Annotated in this window: 4 protein-coding genes; 2 read left to right on the forward strand and 2 right to left on the reverse strand. The window is 75.3% G+C overall.

The window, feature by feature from the left end; translation table 11 throughout:
• Window positions 1-195 precede the first annotated feature (195 nt).
• Complete coding sequence (locus ACWGJO_RS06110) at window positions 196-9,738, reverse strand: amino acid adenylation domain-containing protein (RefSeq protein ID WP_452182383.1); 9,543 nt, start codon at window positions 9,736-9,738, stop codon at window positions 196-198.
• Complete coding sequence (locus ACWGJO_RS06115; protein WP_452182384.1) at window positions 9,738-13,811, reverse strand: non-ribosomal peptide synthetase; 4,074 nt, start codon at window positions 13,809-13,811, stop codon at window positions 9,738-9,740. The genes ACWGJO_RS06110 and ACWGJO_RS06115 overlap by 1 nt, the downstream gene beginning before the upstream one ends.
• Before the next feature lie 429 nt (window positions 13,812-14,240).
• Between ACWGJO_RS06115 and ACWGJO_RS06120 the strand changes: the two genes are divergently transcribed.
• Window positions 14,241-15,362 carry a hypothetical protein gene (locus tag ACWGJO_RS06120; RefSeq protein ID WP_452182385.1) on the forward strand — a complete coding sequence of 374 codons (1,122 nt, stop codon included), beginning with the start codon at window positions 14,241-14,243 and terminating at the stop codon, window positions 15,360-15,362.
• Window positions 15,363-15,900: 538 nt separating this feature from the next.
• On the forward strand, window positions 15,901-18,717 hold the full coding sequence (locus ACWGJO_RS06125) for a hypothetical protein (RefSeq protein WP_452182386.1): 2,817 nt from the start codon (window positions 15,901-15,903) through the stop codon (window positions 18,715-18,717).
• The last annotated feature ends 165 nt before the right edge of the window (window positions 18,718-18,882 follow it).

Genomic DNA, 18,882 nt, shown 5'->3' on the forward strand with positions numbered 1-18,882 from the left:
ATGGTCGAACGGCGGCGGTCGAAGGAGGCGCGGGTGCGGGACTGCTGAGGGACTGGGGCCGGGGCTGATGCGGACCGGTTCTGCGGCCGCGCCGGACACACCGGACACACCGGACGACACCGGGCGACGCCGGACACACCGCCGGCGGTCCGGGCCCGGTGCCGCCCGGACCGCCGGTGCGGGGAGCGCGCCGGATCACGCCCGGGGGCGGTCGACGCGGTCCCCGGGCGGGTCGTCCGACGCCTCGGCGATCGCCGCCGCCACCGCGTGCACATGCGGCGGGCGGACGATGCCGTAGTGCGTCGTGTCGAGCCGGTGCCAGGTGCTGGGTTCCGGGAGGTACGGGCGCCACAGCTCCCGCTGCCGCTCCGGCGACCCCGCCCAGGGCAGCCCCTCCACCGGCCGCCCGGCCAGCCACAGCCGGCTGGGCGTGGCGCTCAGCATCGGCATCCGGTAGTCGGCCATGCTCCGCAGGTTGGCCCGGCAGCACCGGACCAGACGTTCGGCGTAGCCGTGGGCCTCGGGACCGGCCGGCACCGACCTGCCCTGGCTGAGCTCGTGCGCGAACACCGCCTGGAGCTGCGCGTCGTCGTACTCCTGGAAGAGCCCGCCGGAACCGGGCGGCGGCGGGTCGATCAGGTGGACGCCGTGGACCGGCCGGCCGAGCGCCTCCGCCTCCGCGGCCATCCCCATCACCGCCCAGGCGCCGAAGGACCAACCGGCCAGGTGCAGCCGCCGGGTGCCGTCCGCGAAGCGCGCCCGCAGGGCCGCGGCGTAGCGGCGGGCCCGCTCGGGCAGTGTCCAGTCCGCGGTCCCGGGCCGTTCCAGCGCGGGATCGGCGATCAGACAGACGGTCGGCCGGGGGCCCAGTGCCGACACCAGGGACCGGTAGGCCTGGATGTCGCCGCCGACCGGGTGCACCAGGCACAGCACGTCGGTTCCGGTGCCCTGCTGCCAGATCTCCGGAACCACGCCCTCCGTGGCGACGGCCCCGGCGGGTGTCGCCTCGGACAACCGGGTGAGGATCTCGGTGAGGGAGACCCGGTGGCTGAGCCGCGACAGTTCCAGCTCGACATCGAAGTGACGTTTCACCAGGCCGATCAGGTCGAGCAGGGTCAGCGAGTCGACGCCCAGGTCGTAGAGCGGGGCGTCGGGATCGATGCGGTCGAGATCCAGCCAGTCGCACAGCCGGTCGCGGAGCAGGACGGCCGCGCCGCCGTCGGCCGCATGGGCCGTATGGGCCGTATGGGCCGCATCGGCCGTATGGGCCGTAGCAGCCCCCATGGTGCCTCCGGCGGACACCGGCACCGTCCCGGTGGGCAGCGCAGGAGCGGGCGGCACGAGGGCCCCGGCGCCGGACGCCGAGTAGAACGCGCGGGACGCGTGGAGGTCGGTGGTGGAGACCAGCACCTGCGGCAGTTGCAGTCCCATGGCCCGCGCGAACACCCGCTTGCCCTCGGCCACCGTCAGCCCGACCGACAGGTGCGCCCGGTGGCGTGCGTCGGCCCGCGGCGCGCGCAGCGCCATGCCGGCCTCGCTCCACACGTCCCAGTTCACGCCGAGCCGGACCGTGGTCCCGGCGTCACCGGACGACCGGTACTGGGCGAAGCCGTCGAGCAGGCTGTTGGCGGCCGCGTAGTCGAACTGGCCGACGCCGCCGAGCTCCGCGGACATCGACGAGCAGTACACCGCCACCGACGGCCGGTAGCGCTCGATCACCTGCTCGACCAGCAGAGCACCCTGCAGCTTGGCGGCGGACGCCCGCCCCATCGCCGCGGCGTCGCGCCGGGCGATCATGCCGCCGCTCGCCGCCCCGACGGCGTGGATCACGCTGTCGAGACGGTCGGTGCGACAGCCGATACGGGCCATCACCTCCTCGGGCGCCGACTCCGCGAGATCGGCTTCGACCAGCTCGACCCGGTCGGCCCAGGGCGTCAGCTCCTCCGGCAGCCGAGGACTCCTGGCCAGCAGCAGGACCCGGGCGCCGCCGTTCTCCAGCAGCCAGGCGGCGATGCTGCGGCCGATCCCGCCGGTGCCGCCCAGCACCAGGTGCACGCCTCCGGAGGGCAGCCCGACGGGGCCAGGGCCCGCCGTGGACACCGGCAGCGTGACCTGTTCCCACCAGTGGCCGCGGCGCAGCGCCAGCCGGCGCGGAAGGGCGGCCGCGGCCGCCGGGATCGCGGCCTCGGCCAGCAGTGCCGCCAGCGGTACGGCCCAGTGGGCGGGGTCCGCACCGGGGACGTCGACCCAGTGGCCCGCCCCGGCTCCCTCCTGGGGAGCCACCTCGGCGGCACCGGCCAGCAGGCCCGCCTCCGGCCGCTCCACCGGGCCGTCCACCGGCCTCGCCCGGTACGACAACCACCACGGCCTCAGCCGCAGTGGCCCGGCGGCGTCGGCCACGGCCCGCAGCAGTGCGGCCGGCGTGTCCAGACAGGCCCAGCGGGCCCGGGCCAGGCTGTCCCGGCCGACCGGGCCGCCGATCCCCAGCGGCAGCGCGTGCACCCAGTCGATGCCGTTCTCGCCCGCGCCCGAACCCGTGCCTGAACCCGAACCCGTACCCGCCAGTGCGTCGAGGAGCCGACCGAGCGACGCGGGGTCGGCCGGGTCGACCTCGTAGTCGCCGTCGCCCCGCCGGGCGAACGCCTCGGCGGCACGGACCCGCACCACCCGGGCGTAGCCGGCCTCGAAGGCGCGGACCGCCTCCGGGGGCGCCGGTCCGTCCGTGAGCAGCACCAGCAGCCGGGAGGTGCGCGAGCCGATCGCCGAGCTCGCTCGGCGCAGCCGCGCCCAGTGCGGCTGGTGCAGCCAGGCGTCCTCCGGAAGGCGCCGCGGAACCTCGGCGGCGGACGGGCCGGCCGGGTCCGGGGCCGCCGTGGCGCGGGGGAAGTCGAACTCCGCCAGCTCGAAGGCCGGCGGCGGGAAGTCCCACGGTGCCTGGGCGGGGCCGGCGGGCCAGTCGATCCGCTCGCCGGACAGCCAGGCCGCGGCCGCCTCCTCGGCGGTGAGGCCTTCGCTCGGGACCGGTGCCCCGGTACCGGCCTCCCCCGCTCCCGCGTCCGTGATCCGGCTCGCGCCGCGCAGCCAGGCCACGGCGGCCGAGGCGTCGGGACAGACCGCTGCCAGGCGTCGGCGGCGTGCGGGACGGCCCGCCTGGAGGTGGCGCAGCACCTGCGGATAGGCGGAGGGCCGGGCCTCCAGGTAGTCGGCGATCCGGGCGGCGTCGGCGCGCAGGCCCGCTTCGCTGCTGCTGGAGAGCAGCAGGCAGGGAGGCGCGGGGGTGCCCGGTGCCGCGTCGCCCGCCGTCGGGCCCGCGGCGCCCGCCGTCGGGCCCGCTGTGCCCGTCGTCCCGGGGGCCGGCCGGTCGGCCTCCAGGACCGCGTGGGCGTTGGTGCCGCCGATCCCGAAGCTGCTCACCGCCGCGATCCTGTCCCGGTCCGCGGGCCAGGGCCGGGCCTCGGTGGGGACGTAGAACGGCGTGGGGTCGGCGCCGAGCTGCGGATTGAGGGCGTGGAAGCCGACGTTGGGCGGGATCACACCGTGGTGGACCGCGAGCGCGGCCCGTACCAGCCCGACCACGCCGGCCGCCGCGCCCAGGTGTCCTATCTGGCTCTTGACCGAGGTCAGCGCGCAGTGGCCGGACCGGTCCAGGTCGAAGGCCTGGCGCAGGGCGCCGACCTCGACCGGGTCGCCGAGCCGGGTGGCGGTGCCGTGGGCCTCGACATAGCCGAGGTCGGCGGCGCCGCGGCCGCTGCGGCGCAGGGCGGTGCGGATCACCTCGCGTTGCCCGGCGAGCGAGGGGGCGCTGTAGCTCAGCTTGTCGGAGCCGTCGTTGTTCAACGCCGTGCCGGTGATCAGGGCGTAGACGGTGTCGCCGTCGCGTCGGGCCAGCCGGAGCGGCTTGAGCACCACCGTGCCGACGCCGCTCGCGCCGATGGTGCCGCTCGCGTCGTCGCTGAAGGGCCGGCAGCGGCCGTCCACGGAGAAGATGTGCTGCGGCCGGTAGCGGTATCCGCCGGTCAGGGTCGGGTCGACCAGGACTCCGCCCGCCAGCATCACCTCGGCGTCGCCCTGGCGCAGCATCCCGGCGGCGACGTGGACGGCCACCAGCGAACTGGCGCAGGCCGCCTGGGTGGTGAAGGCGGGCCCCGTCAGCCCCAGGTGGTAGGCCGCCTTGGTGGCGAGGAAGTCCTTGTCGTGGTGCAGGGCCAACTGGAAGCCGTCGGGCAGGCGTTCGGGGTCGGCCTCGCGGAGCATGGACTGGAAGTAGGTGCTCTCACCGGCTCCGGCGACCAGGCCGACGCGCGCACCCGACGGGTCGGCGATCCCGGCGTGTGCCAGGGCCTCGACACAGCTCATCAGCAGGTGCCGTTGCTGGGGGTCCATCAGCCGGGCCTCCTGCCGGCCGATGCCGAAGTGGTCCGGGTCGAAGTCCAGGGGGCCGTCCAACTGGCTGCGCGCGCCGACCAGGCCGTCGGCGGCGTCGAAGTGCTCGATGCCGGTGCCGCCCGTGGTGACCATCCGCCAGAACGCGGCGAGATCGGACGCGCCCGGAAGCCGTACCGCCATGCCGACGACCGCGATCGGCTCGTCCAGGGCGATCGGGCCGGCCACGGCGATCCGCCCGGCGGCTTCGGCCGGCGCCCCGGCAGCGGTGGCGGCACGTGGGGATCCGCCGTCCGCGGCCGTTGCCGACCGGTCCAGGAAGTCGGCCAGCGCCCGTACGGTGACGTGCTCGAACAGGTCGGCGACGGTGAAGCGCAGGTCGGTTTCGGTGGTGCAGCGCAGCTGGAAGCGCATCAGGCCCAGGCTGGACGCCCCGGCGTCGAAGAAGGTCTGCCCCGGGTCGATCGCCAGGCCGGTGACCGCCTCGAACGCCTCGGTCAGCACGGCCTCGCGCGCCGACAGGCCGGCGGCGCGGCCCGTCGGGCGGCGCAGTTCCCGCCCGGCGGAGCGCAGCGCGCCCCGGCGGTCCAGCTTGCCGCTGGGGGTCCTGGGCAGCTCCCCCACCACCCGGAAGCGGGCGATCCGGACGTGGCCGGGCAGCATCGGCGCCAGGTGCGCGGTGAGCTCCCCGACCGTGGGCTCCTCCCCACGGCATTGCAGGCAGGCCACCAGGTCCTCGCCGTCGCGGACCACCACGGCGTTGACGACGGCCGGGTGCCGCAGCAGGGCCGCCTCGACCTGTCCCGGCTCCAGCCGGTGTCCGCTCAGCTTGATCTGGTCGTCGTCCCGGCCCAGGAAGTGCAGCCGGCCCTGCCGGTCGAAGCGGGCCCGGTCGCCGCTGCGGTAGCACAGGCCGAGGCCGGGCAGCTCGACGAAGCGCGCCTCGTTGAGCGCCGGGTCTCCCAGATAGCAGCGCGCCGCCATGGTGCCGCCGATCAGCAGGGTGCCGGCGCGGCCGGGGGGAACGGGCTCGTCGGCCTCGTCGACCACCGTGAGCACCGCGTTGGCCACCGGCCGGCCGATGGCGGGACGCTCCGGCCACAGGGCCGGATCGCCGTCCAGGCACAGGCTGCTCACCACGTGCGTCTCGGTTGGGCCGTAGTGGTTGAACAGCCGGGCGCCCGGCAGGCCCGCGAACCAGCGGCGGATCGCCTCGGTGCACACCAGCTGCTCGCCGGCGGTGACCACCTCCCGCAGCCGCGAGGGGTAGCGGCCCAGGTGGACGCCGTGCTCGGCGAGGAGCTGGAGTGCCACGTAGGGCATGAAGACGCGCTCCGCACCGGCCGTCTCCAGCTGCTCCAGCAGCGCGGGGGCGTCCTGCCGCCAGCCGGGCCGGACCAGGTGCAGGCAGCCGCCGGCGCACAGCGTCCCGAAGACCTCCTGGAAGGACACGTCGAAGGAGAGCATGGAGAACTGCTGGGTGGCCGCCGGGGCCTCCAGTCCTCCCGACTCCGCCTGCCACTGCAGCAGGTTGCACAGGGTGCGGTCGGACACCTGCACGCCCTTGGGGACACCGGTGGAGCCCGAGGTGAACAGGGTGTAGAGCGGTCGGGCCCCGCGGTGCGCCGGGACGGCGGGGGCGGCGGGTGCGGCGGGTGCGGTGTCGGGCGTAGCGGGTACGGCAGGTGCGGCGGGTGCGGTGTCGGGCGTAGCGGGTACGGCAGGCGCGGCGGGTGACAGCACCACCGGGTGGCGCGCGACGCGGCCCGGGTCGACCGCGTCGAACTCCGGGTCACCGCCCGGGGGCAGCAGCACGCACAGCGGCTCCACCTGGTCCAGCACCTGGCGGCGCAGGGCCGGTGGATAGGACGGGTCGAGCGGCACGATGGTCACGTTGAGCCTGGCCAGCGCCAGCAGCGCCACCACGTGCTCGACCGACGGCCCCAGGTGCAGCGCGACGCAGCACGGACGGTCGTCCCCGTCCGGCAGCGGGTGGTCGGCCCGCAGTTCGGCGGCGAGCGCCGCCGCGTGGGCGTCCAGTTCCGCGTAGCTCACCGGTCGGCCGTCGGACATCAGGGCCAGTGCCTCGGGTCTGCGGGCGACCTGCCGGGCGAAGCCCTCGGCCACCGTCGTCCACGCCGGAACCGCCGGGGCGCCGCGACCGGGTTGCGGCAGTCCGCGGCGGTAGGGTGCCGCCAGCTCGGCCGGGGTCGCCGTCCCGCCGTCGGCGAGCAGGTCCAGACCCCGCCGGAACAGGCCCGCCATCGCCGCCACCTCGGCGGCGTCGAAGCGGTCGTCGGCGTACTCCCACAGGCAGTCGAGACCGCCCTCGTGCTCGACCACGGACAGCGTCATCGGGCATTTGGCCTCGGCCGGGGCCCACCACAGCGGGCGGGCGGCGCAGCCGGGCAGGGCCAGCGCACCGAAGTCGGTGTTCTCCAGGACGAACAGGTAGTCGAACGGGGAGTCGCCCCCGGCCGGCTCCCGGTCGGCCAGGACGTCGGCCAGCGCCACGTCCTGGCGGTCCAGCACCCGGCGGGCTTCGGCCCCCTGGCGCAGCAGTTGGCCGCGCAGCTCCTCGCGGGGCGCGACGGCCTGCGGCAGCAGCACGGTGTTGGCGAACATGCCGACGCTGCCCTCGAACTCCTGGACCGGCCGGTTGGCCACCGGTGCGGCGATCCGCGGCCTGGTCGCGCCGGTCGCCCCGTACAGGCTCCAGGCGAAGACGCCGAGCAGCAACTCGAAGCGGGTCATGCCCAGTTCGGCGCAGATCCGGTCCACGGCGGCGCGCCGCACGACGTCCAGCGAGGTGTGCAGCAGGCCGGCCCGGGAGAAGGGCGGGGCTCCGGCCCGGTCACCGGGGTCGTGGTCCACCGCCTCCTCCGACCGGGCGTAGTGGGCCCGCAGTTCGGCGCGCTGGGCCAGGTAGGCGGGGCCGGCGAACCAGTCGGCCTGCCAGGCGGCGTAGTCCAGCGGGGTGGGCACCGGGGCGGTGTCCGTCCGCCGCGGGGCCTCGGCGGCGCCGCCGAGGGCGTGCCGGTAGCCGGACGACAGGTCGTTCAGCAGGACGTTGAGCGACCAGCCGTCGACCGCGATGTGGTGCAGGTGGAGCAGCAGCACCCCTCCCCCGTCCTGCGGCAGCCAGCAGGCGCGCAGCATCCGGGGGCGGGCCAGGTCGAACGGCGTGGCGAAGAAGCGTTCCGCCAGGGCGCGCGCATCGTCCTCGCCGCCGATGCCGACCACCCCCGGGCCGGGTTCGGCCCCCAGGCCGGGTTCGGTCCACGGGTCGTACGGGTCCCCGACCAGCTGGCGCAGGCCCTCGGGCGCGGCCTCGAAGGCGGTGCGCAGGGCCGCGTGGAGCCGCACCAGTTCCCGCAGCGAGCCGCGCAACGCGTCGGAGTCGACCGGGCCGTCCAGACGGAAGGCCAGTTCCACCGCGTAGGCCCGGGAGCTCGGCGCCCGCTGCTGCAGCAGCCACAGGCGCTGCTGCTCGCTGGTGGCGGACGCCGAGCGTGCCCGGGTGGGCGCGGGCGGCACCGGGTACGGCGGGTCGGCGGCTCCGGCCTCCACCACCGCCCGGGCGATCCCCGCCACGTCCCCGGTCAGCACGCGGGCCTGGGGCAGTTCGCAGCCCCAGCGCCGGCGCACCTCGAAGCGCAGCCGCAGCGCCTTGAGCGAGTCGCCGCCGGAGGCGATCCAGAGGTCGTCCAGCCGCAGGTCCGGCACCCCGAGCACCTCGGCCGCCAGGGCCAGCACCTCACGCTGCCGCGCGGTGACGGCCGCGCCGCCCGGCCGGTCGCCCTCCGGACCGCGCCAGGGCCGGTCGTTCCGGCGCAGCAGGGCGGCCCGGTCGACCTTGCCGTTGGCGTTCAGCGGGAGCGCGTCCACGCGGTGGATGTGATGGGGCCTCATGTATCCCGGCAGCCCGGCCGCCAGATGGCGGTCGAACTCCTCGAACGGGACCTCCTCCCCGAGCACGACGTACGCCAGCAGCTCGTTCGGGCCGTCCTCCCCGAGCCTGCGGGTGCACACGTACGCCTGCCGCACCGCCGGATGCGTGACGATCTGTCGCTCCAGCTCGCCGGGCTCGATCCGGAAGCCGCGGACCTTCACCTGGCGGTCGGCGCGTCCGACGTACTCGATCAGGCCGTCGGCGCCGGCGCGCACCAGGTCGCCGGTGCGGTAGTGCGTGGTGCGGCCGTCGTCGTACCAGGGCAGCCGGACGAACCGGCGCTCCGTCTCCTCGGGCAGCTCGCGGTAGCCGGCCGCGAGACCGGCGCCGGACAGATGGAGTTCGGCCACCTCCCCGGGCGCCGCGAGCCGGTCGCCGTCCGGGGCCACCAGCACGGCCCCGGTCCGCGGCAGCACCCGTCCGATCGGCACCAGGTCCCCGTCGAAGTCGCGCGGGATCGGATGGCACAGCGCGAAGGTGGTGGCCTCGGTGGGGCCGTAGACGTTGTGCAGCCGGGTGGGGGCCGCCGCGTTGTGCCGGTACCAGCGGCGGATCAGCCGGGCGTTGAGCTGCTCGCCGCCGACCAGCAGCTGTCCGACCCCGGCGAAGCAGGACGGCTCCGTGTCCACCACCGCGTTGAACAGGGCCACCGTGACGAACGCCGTGTCGATGCGCTCCCGCAGCAGGGCGGCGGCCAGCCGGTGCGGCGTCTGGACGGCCTCGTCGCCGAGGACGACGCAGCAGCCGCCGGTCAGCAGCGGCACCCAGACCTCGAAGCTCAAGGCGTCGAACGCCGGATTGGACAGGCAGGAGTAGCGGGCTCCCCGCTCGATGCGGATGTACCCCGGGCTCGCCAGCCGCAGGATGCCGGCGTCCCGCACCTCGACGCCCTTGGGGCGGCCGGTCGTGCCCGAGGTGTAGAAGAGGAAGGAGACCGGCGCCCCGGTGAAGACCGCCTCCCGGTCGCCCGGTCCGGCCGCGAGCAGCGCCGCCGCCGCCAGCGGGCGCACCCGGCCCGGCAGGTCGACGGGTGCCGTCCCGCCGTGGACCACGGCCACGCTGGACGAGTCCGTCAGGATGTGGCGTCGGCGTTCCGCAGGGCTCTGCGCGTCCAGCGGGACGACCAGGGCGCCGAGCCGCAGGACGCCCAGCATGACGCAGACCAGCTGCCAGGAGCGCGGCAGGCAGACCGCCACCGCCTCACCGGGGCGGACGCCGGCACGGCGCAGCCCGTGGGCCACCGCCGCGGCGGCGGCCTCCAGGCCCGCGTAGTCCAGCCGGACGTCGCCGTCGACCAGCGCGACGGCCCGGGGGGTGCGCAGGGCCTGCTGGTGCACCGCCAGGGCGAGGCCGGTGGCCGTGGGCGTGACGGGGGCTGCGCCCGCGACGCTCTCGGCGGTCATCAGGCCTCCCCGGCGGACGCGGCGGACGGCTGTCCGGGTACGGGCGCAGCCGGGGCGGGCGGCGGCGGGGGCACTGGATGGCGGTCCAGTTCGGCCGCGATCAGCTCGGCGATCCGGGGCACCGCCGCGCTCTCCAGCAGGTCCCAGTGGCCGCCGGCGACCGGCTCGACCAGCAGGCCGCCGCCGGCCCGCCGCTGCCAGAACGCGCGTACGGCACGCGCCGGTTGCTCCTCCTGTTCCCGGTCCGCGTTCCCGGCGGCCGACGCGTCCCCGGCGGCCTCGACCAGCACCAGCCGGGCCGGTGAGGGCGGCGTCCGGTAGTCGCGGGCGGTCATCCGGTTGTGGTTGTAGATGCGGAAGTACCGGTCGATCTGCTCGTCCTCGATCCCCGGGTACATCCCGTTGAACCTGATGAGCTTGTCGCGGAACTCGGCCATCGGCACGGGCTCGATCGAGGCGAGCTGCTCCGTGTCCTCGGTTCCGTGGGTGTCGAGCAGCACCACGCTGAACCGGGTGTGCCCGGCCCGGGCCAGTCGGCGCCCCATCTCGTGGGCGACCAGGCCGCCGTAGGAGAGCCCGCACAGCACCAGCGCCTCGTCCGGACGGGGGTCGACCAGCGCCAGGTACTGCTCTGCCATGGCCTCGACCGTGGGCAGCGGCGTCTCCCCGGGGTTGATCCCGGGCGACTGCACCCCGAGGACGCCGACCCGGTCGGGCAGCGCCGCGGCCAGCGGCAGGTAGCAGAAGGCGGTACCGCCGGCCGGGTGGACGCAGACCACCCGCTGTCGTCCGTCCCCCCGCCGGAACTCGACCAGATTGCCGTCCGGTGCGCCCGACGCCCCCGCCCGGAGCCGTTCGGCCAGGGCCTCGATGGTCGGGTTCTGCACGAGGTCGCGGATCGGCAGGGTCTCGCCGAACTCCTCACGGACGGCCAGGGCGACCTTGATGGCGGATATGGAAGTGCCGCCCAGATCGAAGAAGTTGTCGGATATCCCGATGCCGGGGTGGAGCAGCACCCGCCGCCAGATGGTGTGCAGCGTCATCTCCACGTGGTCCCGCGGGCTCGCCGTGTTGACCCGGGCACGGGTCGCGGAGCGGGCCGCGTCCAGCAGCGCGGCGCGGTCCGGCTTGCCGCTGCGGTTGAGCGGCAGCCGCGGCAGTTCCACGAAGAGCGCGGGGATCATGTAGTCCGGCAGCCGCCGCGCCAGGGCGGCACGCCACTCGTGCGGTCGGCGCGGCTCCGCGTCGCCCCGGCCCAGGCCGGCCACCAGGCGCGGCTCACCCGCGGCGTCGCGGTCGGCCAGCACCGCCGCCTCCCGCACGCCGGGGAGGGCCAGCAGCGCGGCCTCGATCTCCCCCGGCTCGATCCGGAAGCCGCGCAGTTTGACCTGGTCGTCGCCGCGGCCGAGGTACTGGGCGTTGCCGTCCGGAAGCCAGCGGGCGAGGTCCCCGGTGCGGTACAGGCGTTCACCGGGCACGAAGGGGTCGTCGACGAAGCGCTCGGCGGTCAGGTCCGGGCGGTGCAGGTAGCCCCGGGCCAGGCTCGCCCCGCCGAGGAAGACCTCGCCGGTCACCCCGGTCGGCACCGGCCGGAGCCGCCGGTCGAGCAGGTAGAGGCGGGTGTTGTCGAGGGGGCGGCCGATCGGGCACGGCCGGTCCAGCGGCCGCGGGTCGGTGTAGGCGGTGCTGTACAGGGTGGCCTCGGTGGGACCGTAGCCGTAGCAGACGCGCAGGCCGGGCAGCGCCTGCTGGATGCGGTGCAGCGCCTTCTCCGGGAGGGACTCCACCCCGGTGAGCAGCTGACGGAGCACCAGCCCGTCCAGGCGCGCCTCGGGGTCCTCGTCGATCCACGTGACGTAGGACGGCGGCAGGAAGGCCTGCACGACGCGGTGCTCGCGCATCCAGCCCAGCAGTTCCTCCGGGTCGCCGCGCAGCTCGTCGGGGACCAGGTGCAGCACGGCGCCGGTGGTGAGCGGCATCAGCAACTCGTGCACCGAGGCGTCGAATCCGATGCTCGACCAGGCGGAGGCCGCCTCGCCGGGGGTGGCCCCGAAGCGCGCCAGCCAGGTGTCGAAGAGGTTGAGGACGCTGCCGTGGGTCACCGCCACGCCCTTGGGGCGGCCGGTGGAGCCGGAGGTGTGGATGACATAGGCGAGCTGCGACGGCCCGACGCTGATCCCCGGCGCGTCGTCGCGCTCCGCCTCGGCCTCGACCGCCCGCACCGGCTGCCAGTCCCCGGGCGGCACGTCGGCGTCGCTGAGCACCAGGGCCGGAGCCGCGTCCTCGACCATCGCGGCCAGCCGTTCGACCGGCTGCCCCGGGTCCAGCGGCAGGTAGGCGGCGCCCGCCTTGAGGATGCCGAGGACGCCCACCACCAGCTCGGTCGAGCGCCCGGAGTGCAGGCCGACCACCTGGTCCGGGCCGACGCCGCGGGCGATCAGCGCGTGCGCCAGCCGGTTGGCACGGCGGTCGAGCGCGGCGTAGTCGAGCCGCTCCCCCTCCCGGACCAGGGCCGGACCGGTGGGGCGGGTTCGGACCTGGGCCTGGAAGCGCTCGACCAACCCGGCCGGGGCGGCAGCGGCGGGCGTCGCCGACTCGTGGTCACGGTCTTCCCGGTGGGCGCCCTCGCCTCGGTCGTCCCGGTGGGCGGCGCGGTCGGCGCCGCTCCACTCCGACAGCACCCGGCGGCGCTCCTCCTCGTCCATCAGCTCCAGCTCGTCCACGCCCAGGTCGGGCCGGTCGACCAACTGGGCCAGCACGCGGAGCAGATAGCCCGCGTAGCGCTCGGCCGTCGGGTGGTCGAACAGCGCGACGGCGTAGTCCAGATGGCCGACCACCCGGCCGTCGTCCTCCTCCGCCAGCGACAGGGCCAGGTCGAACTTGGCCCCGGCGTACGGGATGCCGAGCGGCTCGACCTCGATCCCGGGCAGTTCCAGCAGGCCCTTCCGGGAGGGCTGCCTGGCGACCATGGTCTGGAACAGCGGGGTGTGGGCGGTGCTGCGCGGCGGGTTGATCAGCTCCACCACCTGCTCGAACGGCAGGTCCTGGTGCTTCAGGGCGGCCCGCAGCGCACCGCGCACCTGCTTCAGCACGGCCGACCCGGTTGGCGAGTCCGCCAGATCGACCCGCACGGCCAGGGAGTTGACGAAGAATCCGATCAGGTCGGAGAAGGTGCCTCGGCGGCGGTTCGCCGTCGGGACTCCGACGACGATGTCGCTCTGCCCGGTCAGCCGCGACAGCACCACGGACCAGCCGGCCAGCACGGCCGTGAACAGGGTTCCGCCCTGCTGGCGCGCGAGCGACGTGAGGGCGGTGCCGAGTTCCCCGCCGATGGAGAGCGGCACCCGGCCGCCGCGGTGGTCCTGCTCCGGCGGTCGGGGGCGGTCGGTGGGCAGTTCGAGCAGGGCCGGGGCGCCGGCGAGGGCTTCCCTCCAGTGGGCGGCCTGCACCGCCGGTTCGTCCCCGGACGCCCACTCCCGCTGCCAACGGGTGTAGTCGGCGTACTGCAGGGTCAGCGGCGGCAGCGGGGAGTGCGCGCCGGCACGGAAGGCCGTGTACAGCGTGCCGAGTTCGCGCAGCATCACGGTCATCGACCAGCCGTCGAAGACCGCGTGGTGCAGGGTCAGCAGCAGCACGTGGTGGCGCTCGGCCAGGACGATCAGGCGGCCGCGCGCCAGCGGGCCGCGGCTCAGGTCGAAGGGCGTGTCGGACTCCGCGCGCTGCAGGGCGGTGACGCGCGCCCCGGCGTCCGGGAGCCCGGTCAGGTCGTCCACCGCGAGGGTGTAGCCGGAGTCGGGCGGACCGATCAGCTGGTGGAGACCGTCTCCGCCGGCGACCAGCCGGGTGCGCAGGACCTCGTGCCGGGAGACCAGTTCGTCGAGCGCGCGGGCGAGCACCGCCCGGTCGAGGGTTCCGCGCAGGGTGAACGCCAGGGTCTCGTTGTACGCGGCGTTGGCGCCGTCCAGCTGGGACAGCGCCCAGAGCCGCTGCTGTCCCGGCGCGGGCTCCGGAAGCCGGACCCCGGCCGCCGCCTGGTCGGTGGTGGTGCCGTGGGGCTCGTACGTCTCCGACAAGGCCGGACCTTTCCTGGGGGAGGGTCGTTGCAGGGGTCGACGGCGCGGTGGCGGTGCGTGGGGGGAGCGGCCGGTGACCCCGGTGGTGCGGATCGGATCGCCTGGACCGAGGCCCCCGATCGGATCGCTCGAATCGCTCGAATCGCTTCGAACGCGCGCGGAACCCCGGGGTGACGGACGGTCGGCATCCGTTGGAGCCCGGGCGGTCCAGGGCGGCACACAAGGGTGCCCGTGAAGCCGGCGATGACGACGTGCAGTGGATCAACGCCTCTGGATGCCTAGTTAAGATGACTAATTCGGCCGGGGCAAGAGCCTGGATCTTCTTCCCCGTCCGTCCGCGCGCCCGCCGTCACCGGAGCACACCGCCCGGCCGTCGCGTTGCCCAATCGCGTTGCCCGCACGAGCCGCGATCAAGGATGATGCTCCGCCGTGACGTACCTCATCCTCGGTGTGCTGGGCATGATCGTCCTCGCCGCCGTCCTCAGGTTCCGTAGAAACAGGGCCCGGAACTGGGCCCTGACCGAGTTCGACGCGCCCACGTACGGCATGGCCCCCCGCGACCGGCTCGACCCGGGACGCGCCGGTCCGCCACCGCCCCCGCACCTGCGCCAGGAGTCCCTGGCGATCGCCGAGGCGGCCTGGGCCGGGGACTGGAGGCCCGCCGCCGCGTACGTCGAGGCCGCCGGGCAGGACTGGGACGAGCGCTGGTACCGACTCGACCTGCTGGACTCCATCGCCGACCGGAACGACAGCTGGCTGAAGACCTGGCGCGCGGCCGAGCCGGGCAACTGCGACGCGGCCACCCTGGAGGCCGGGCGGATGGTGCAGGCGGCCTGGACGGTCCGCGGCTCCCGGGACGACCACGAGGTGCCCGAGGAGGCCATGCTGACCTTCCGGGCCATGCTGCCCGCCGCCGTCGAGGCAGCGAAGCGGGCCGCCCTCCTGGCCCCCGCCGACCCGGGCCCCTGGGTCGTCATGGTGACCGCCGCCCGCGGCGCGCAGTACACGCCCAAGCAGTTCGAGGAGCTGTGGCGCGGGCTGGTCGAGCGGGCGCCGTTCCACTACGAGGGCCACTGGCAGGCCATGCAGTACTGGTGCGCCAAGTGGTCCGGCTCGGACAAGAAGATGCTGGCCTTCGCCAAGCGGGCGCTCAGGAAGGCCCCGACCGGCAACCCGCTGCCCGGCCTCTACCTGCAGGCGCTGTACGAGCTGGAGCTGCGCGGCACCCTCGGCACCACACTGGCCGGCGAACTGGGCAGGGACCCGGTGCGCAAGGTCGCGGCCGCGCTGGCCCGGGTCCGCCCGGACCACAACCGGCTGCCGCACCTGCGGCACCTGCTCGCCCACTACGCGGGCATCGCCGGGCTCCACCGCATCGCCCTGAAGCAGTTCCGGGCGATCGGACCGTGGTGCGGCAGCCCGCCGTGGACCCGCACGGACGACCCGGCGCTCGCCTTCGACCTCGCCCGCGGCGCCGCAGTACGGCTGTCGGGCGCGAAGCCGACGCCGGCCCTGCTGCGACCGAAGGCCGGGCTGCCGGACAGCGCATAGGAATCCGGGAGGACCTGGCGGTCGAACCACGACCGTCCAGCGACAACCCACGGAAGAGGCCGCCCCGTCGTTTCGGCCCCGCCGAAGCGGGAGCGGCCCTCGGGTGCGATGACGGCCCGACGGTGCGGCCGGGCGAACGAATGTGACGGCTTCTTCGGTTCACCGTCCCGGGCGGGGAATTCGTGAAAGGAAAGTCCCCTGGTCACAAGGGGTGCGAGACGGCCCGACCTGTGGAGTGTGCACGCCATTTCAATGGCTTGTCCCCTTATTGGGCCGAGGACCGTACGAGGAATTCGCCCCCTGCTCACGTGAATCGCGCAAGTCCCTTCCGTTCCCGGATCGAATCTGACAGCATCGTCCGCTATCCGGTGACCGAATGCCGGTGATCACTGCGCCGGTCGGGCCCGTGGGGCGCCCGTCCGCAGCCGACGTCCCCGGACCGGATCGACGGGCGGGCCGGGAGGCGACCGGGGCGCAACCGGGGGAGGAACGTGATGCACGGCTTCGTTGTGCGCAGGCTGCGCCACGTGGAGGAGAAGTGACCGCCCGGGCCGGCACCCCCGTGCCCACCCGCGACTCCGCCCGGCGCCCACCGCGCTGGGTCCGCACCAGGCTGCGGGCGAACCCGCTGTCGGCGCTGCTCATGGCGGCCCTCGCGTTCGTCACCGTCTTCCTGGCGGCGGCCCTCCCCCGCATCGCGGACCGGGGCGCGGACACGGCACTCCAGGACTTCGTCAACGGGAAGGGCCCCAACCAGACCAGCCTGCAGACGACTTCCAGGACCCGGGACGACGACACCGACGTCGAACTCGACCGGGTGCAGCGGCAACTGGTCGAACAGATCGGCTGGCGGCTGACGCCGTCCCAAGCGGGGCAGGCCTACGGTGCCCGAGCCCTGGGCGACCACTCCATGGCCAATCCGGGGTACGCCCACATCTCGGACAAGGAGCCCTACCCGGCCCTCAGCCTGCTCCACCTGCACGACCTGGCCGCCCGGGCCACCCTCACCGACGGCACCTGGCCGACCCCCGGCGCCGTCGGCGGTCCGCTGCCGATCGTGGTCAGTGAGAGGGCCGCCGAGACCATCGGCATCAAACTCGGTGACGTCATCGACAACGGCGTCGAGAGCTCCGGCGCCAGGCGGACCACCGTGGTGGTCGGCCTCTACCGGGTCAACGACCCCCAGGACCCGTTCTGGGACGACCTCGGCTGCCCGGCCCGCGCCTGCCTGAACACCAAGCCCGACCACGAGCACTGGACGACCAGCGGGTTCGTCGACGGCGGCAGCCTCCCCGCGCTGGTCCGCTGGGGTTCGACCGCCGAGAACTTCTGGCGGCTGCCCGTCGACCCCGCCTCGCTGCACGCCGACCGGATCGACCGCACCCGCGACGTCATCCGCTCCTTCCTGACCGGGCGCGACGCCACCGCCCTCCTCGACGCGACCGGACGCGCCGACCTGCAGACCGTCTCCGGCCTGCCCGACGTCCTCACCCGGGCGGACGAGCGCTACCGGGCCTCGCTGCCGCTCAGCGCGATCGGCCCGGCCGGCGTCGCGGGCGTCGCCACCGTGGTGCTGTTCCTGGCCGCCGCGCTCAGCACCGACCGGCGCGCCGCCGAGATCCGCCTGCTCCGGGCTCGCGGCGGTTCCCTCGCCGGGGTGCTGCGACGGCTGATCGGCGAGGGGGCGGTCACGGTCCTGCCCGCCGCCGTGCTCGCCACGGCCCTCGCCCTGGTCCTGCTGCCCACCCCCCGGTGGGACCGCGCGGTACCGGCCGCCCTGGTCGCGTCCCTGATCGCGCTGCTGGCCTTTCCGGTCCGCGCCGCCCTGCTGTGGTCCCGTCGACGGCCGGCCGGCGGCCGCCGCCGACTGGTCGGCGAACTCGCCGTCCTGGCGGTCACCGCCGCGGCCGTGGCGGAGGTCCGGCGCCGGGGCGTCGGCCACCCCGGGGCCGGGGTGGACCCGCTGCTGGTCGCCGCACCGCTCCTGCTCGCCGTCACCGGCGGACTGGTGCTGGCCAGGATCGAGCCGGTGGTGGTCGGCCGGCTGGCCGCCCTCGCCGGCCGGGGCCGCGGCCCGATCGGCTTCCTCGGCCTCGCCCGGGCCGCCCGCGACGGCTCGGGCCGCCGCAAACCCTCCGTGCTGCCGCTGCTCGCCCTGCTGATCGCCGTCACCACGACCGGCTTCGGCGCCACCGTGCTCGACACCGTCGACCACGTGCGGACCCGCGCCGCGCGCATCACCACGGGCGGGGACATCGGCGTCTCCCTCCCGGACTACGCCACCCTGACCGAGCCGTTCACCGGGGCCGCCGCCGCCCTGCCGGGCGTCCGGGCCTCGACCGCGGCCTGGATCGAGCCCAGAGCCCGCTTCTTCGCCACCGACCGGGACTACACCGAGGCCAACCTGGTGGTGGTGACCGACCCGGCGGCGTACGCCGAGATCGCCCGGGCCCTCGGGGCCGGCGGGTTCGATCCGGCGAAGCTGGCCGGGACGTCCGGCGGCGGCCGGGACACCCCGGTGCCCGCCCTGGTCAGCCGCGACCTGGCCGAACGCCTGGCCGCAGGGCAGTCCCGGGTGCGCACGCCCAACGGCAACGACCTGCGCCTCACCGTCGCCGGTGTCGTCGGCGCCACCCCCGCACTGCCGGACCCGGGCAAGCCGTTCGTCGTCGTTCCCGCCGGCCCCGCCTGGGAACGGCTGCCGGACACCAGGCGGGTCAACACGTGGTTCGCCGTCGGCGACATCGACCCCGACCGGGTCAGGACGGTCCTGCGGGACAACAGCGGGGACCGGCCGGTCGGCCTGGCCAAGCTGATCGCGGACGACGCCGCCGCCGTCGGCAAGGACACCCACGGCCTGCCCTCGGGATACACCGTGCACAGCAGCCGGGAGACCGCCGCCGCGCTCGGTGACGACCCGCTGCAGCACGCCGCCGGGCGGCTGTTCCGGTACGCGGCCGCCGCCGGAGCCGGATTCGCCCTGCTCGCCGTCCTGCTGACGCTCTTCCGGGCCGCGCCCGACCGCACGGCCGTGCTCGCCCGGCTGCGCACCATGGGAATGCGGCCCCGGCAGGGGCTGGCACTGATCATGACCGAGGCGCTGCCGCAGACCCTGGCCGCGGCCGTCGGCGGCGGCCTGGTCGCACTGGCGGCGGTCGCACTGCTGGGCGGCGCCTTCGACATCTCGACGCTGGTCGGTGCCAAGGTCGGGGACGTCGTCGTCCCCGTACTGATGCCGGTGCTGCTGCCCACCGCGGGCCTGGCCCTGCTGGTCGGGCTCGGGGTGGTGGTGGAGACGCTGGTCGCCGGCCGGCGCCGGATCGCCACCGAACTGCGGGCGGGGGAGCAATCGTGACACCGGGAGCGGCCCGGACCCCCGGTCGGCGCCCCGGTCGGGCCGGCCCCCCGGGGGGGGGCGCCCGCCCCGGGGGGGGGGGCGGGCGGGCACGGTGTTGTGGGAGGAGAAACTGGCGCCCGTGTCACCCCCGAGGGTGGACATGTTGCCCGGGGCGGAGTAAAG

The sequence above is a fragment of the Kitasatospora sp. NPDC054795 genome, assembly GCF_053611565.1.

What these genes read in the sequence shown, in the direction of transcription:
- ACWGJO_RS06110 (WP_452182383.1), bottom strand. Translation starts at nt 9,738, where the DNA reads ATGACCGCCGAGAGCGTCGCGGGCGCAGCCCCCGTCACGCCCACGGCC.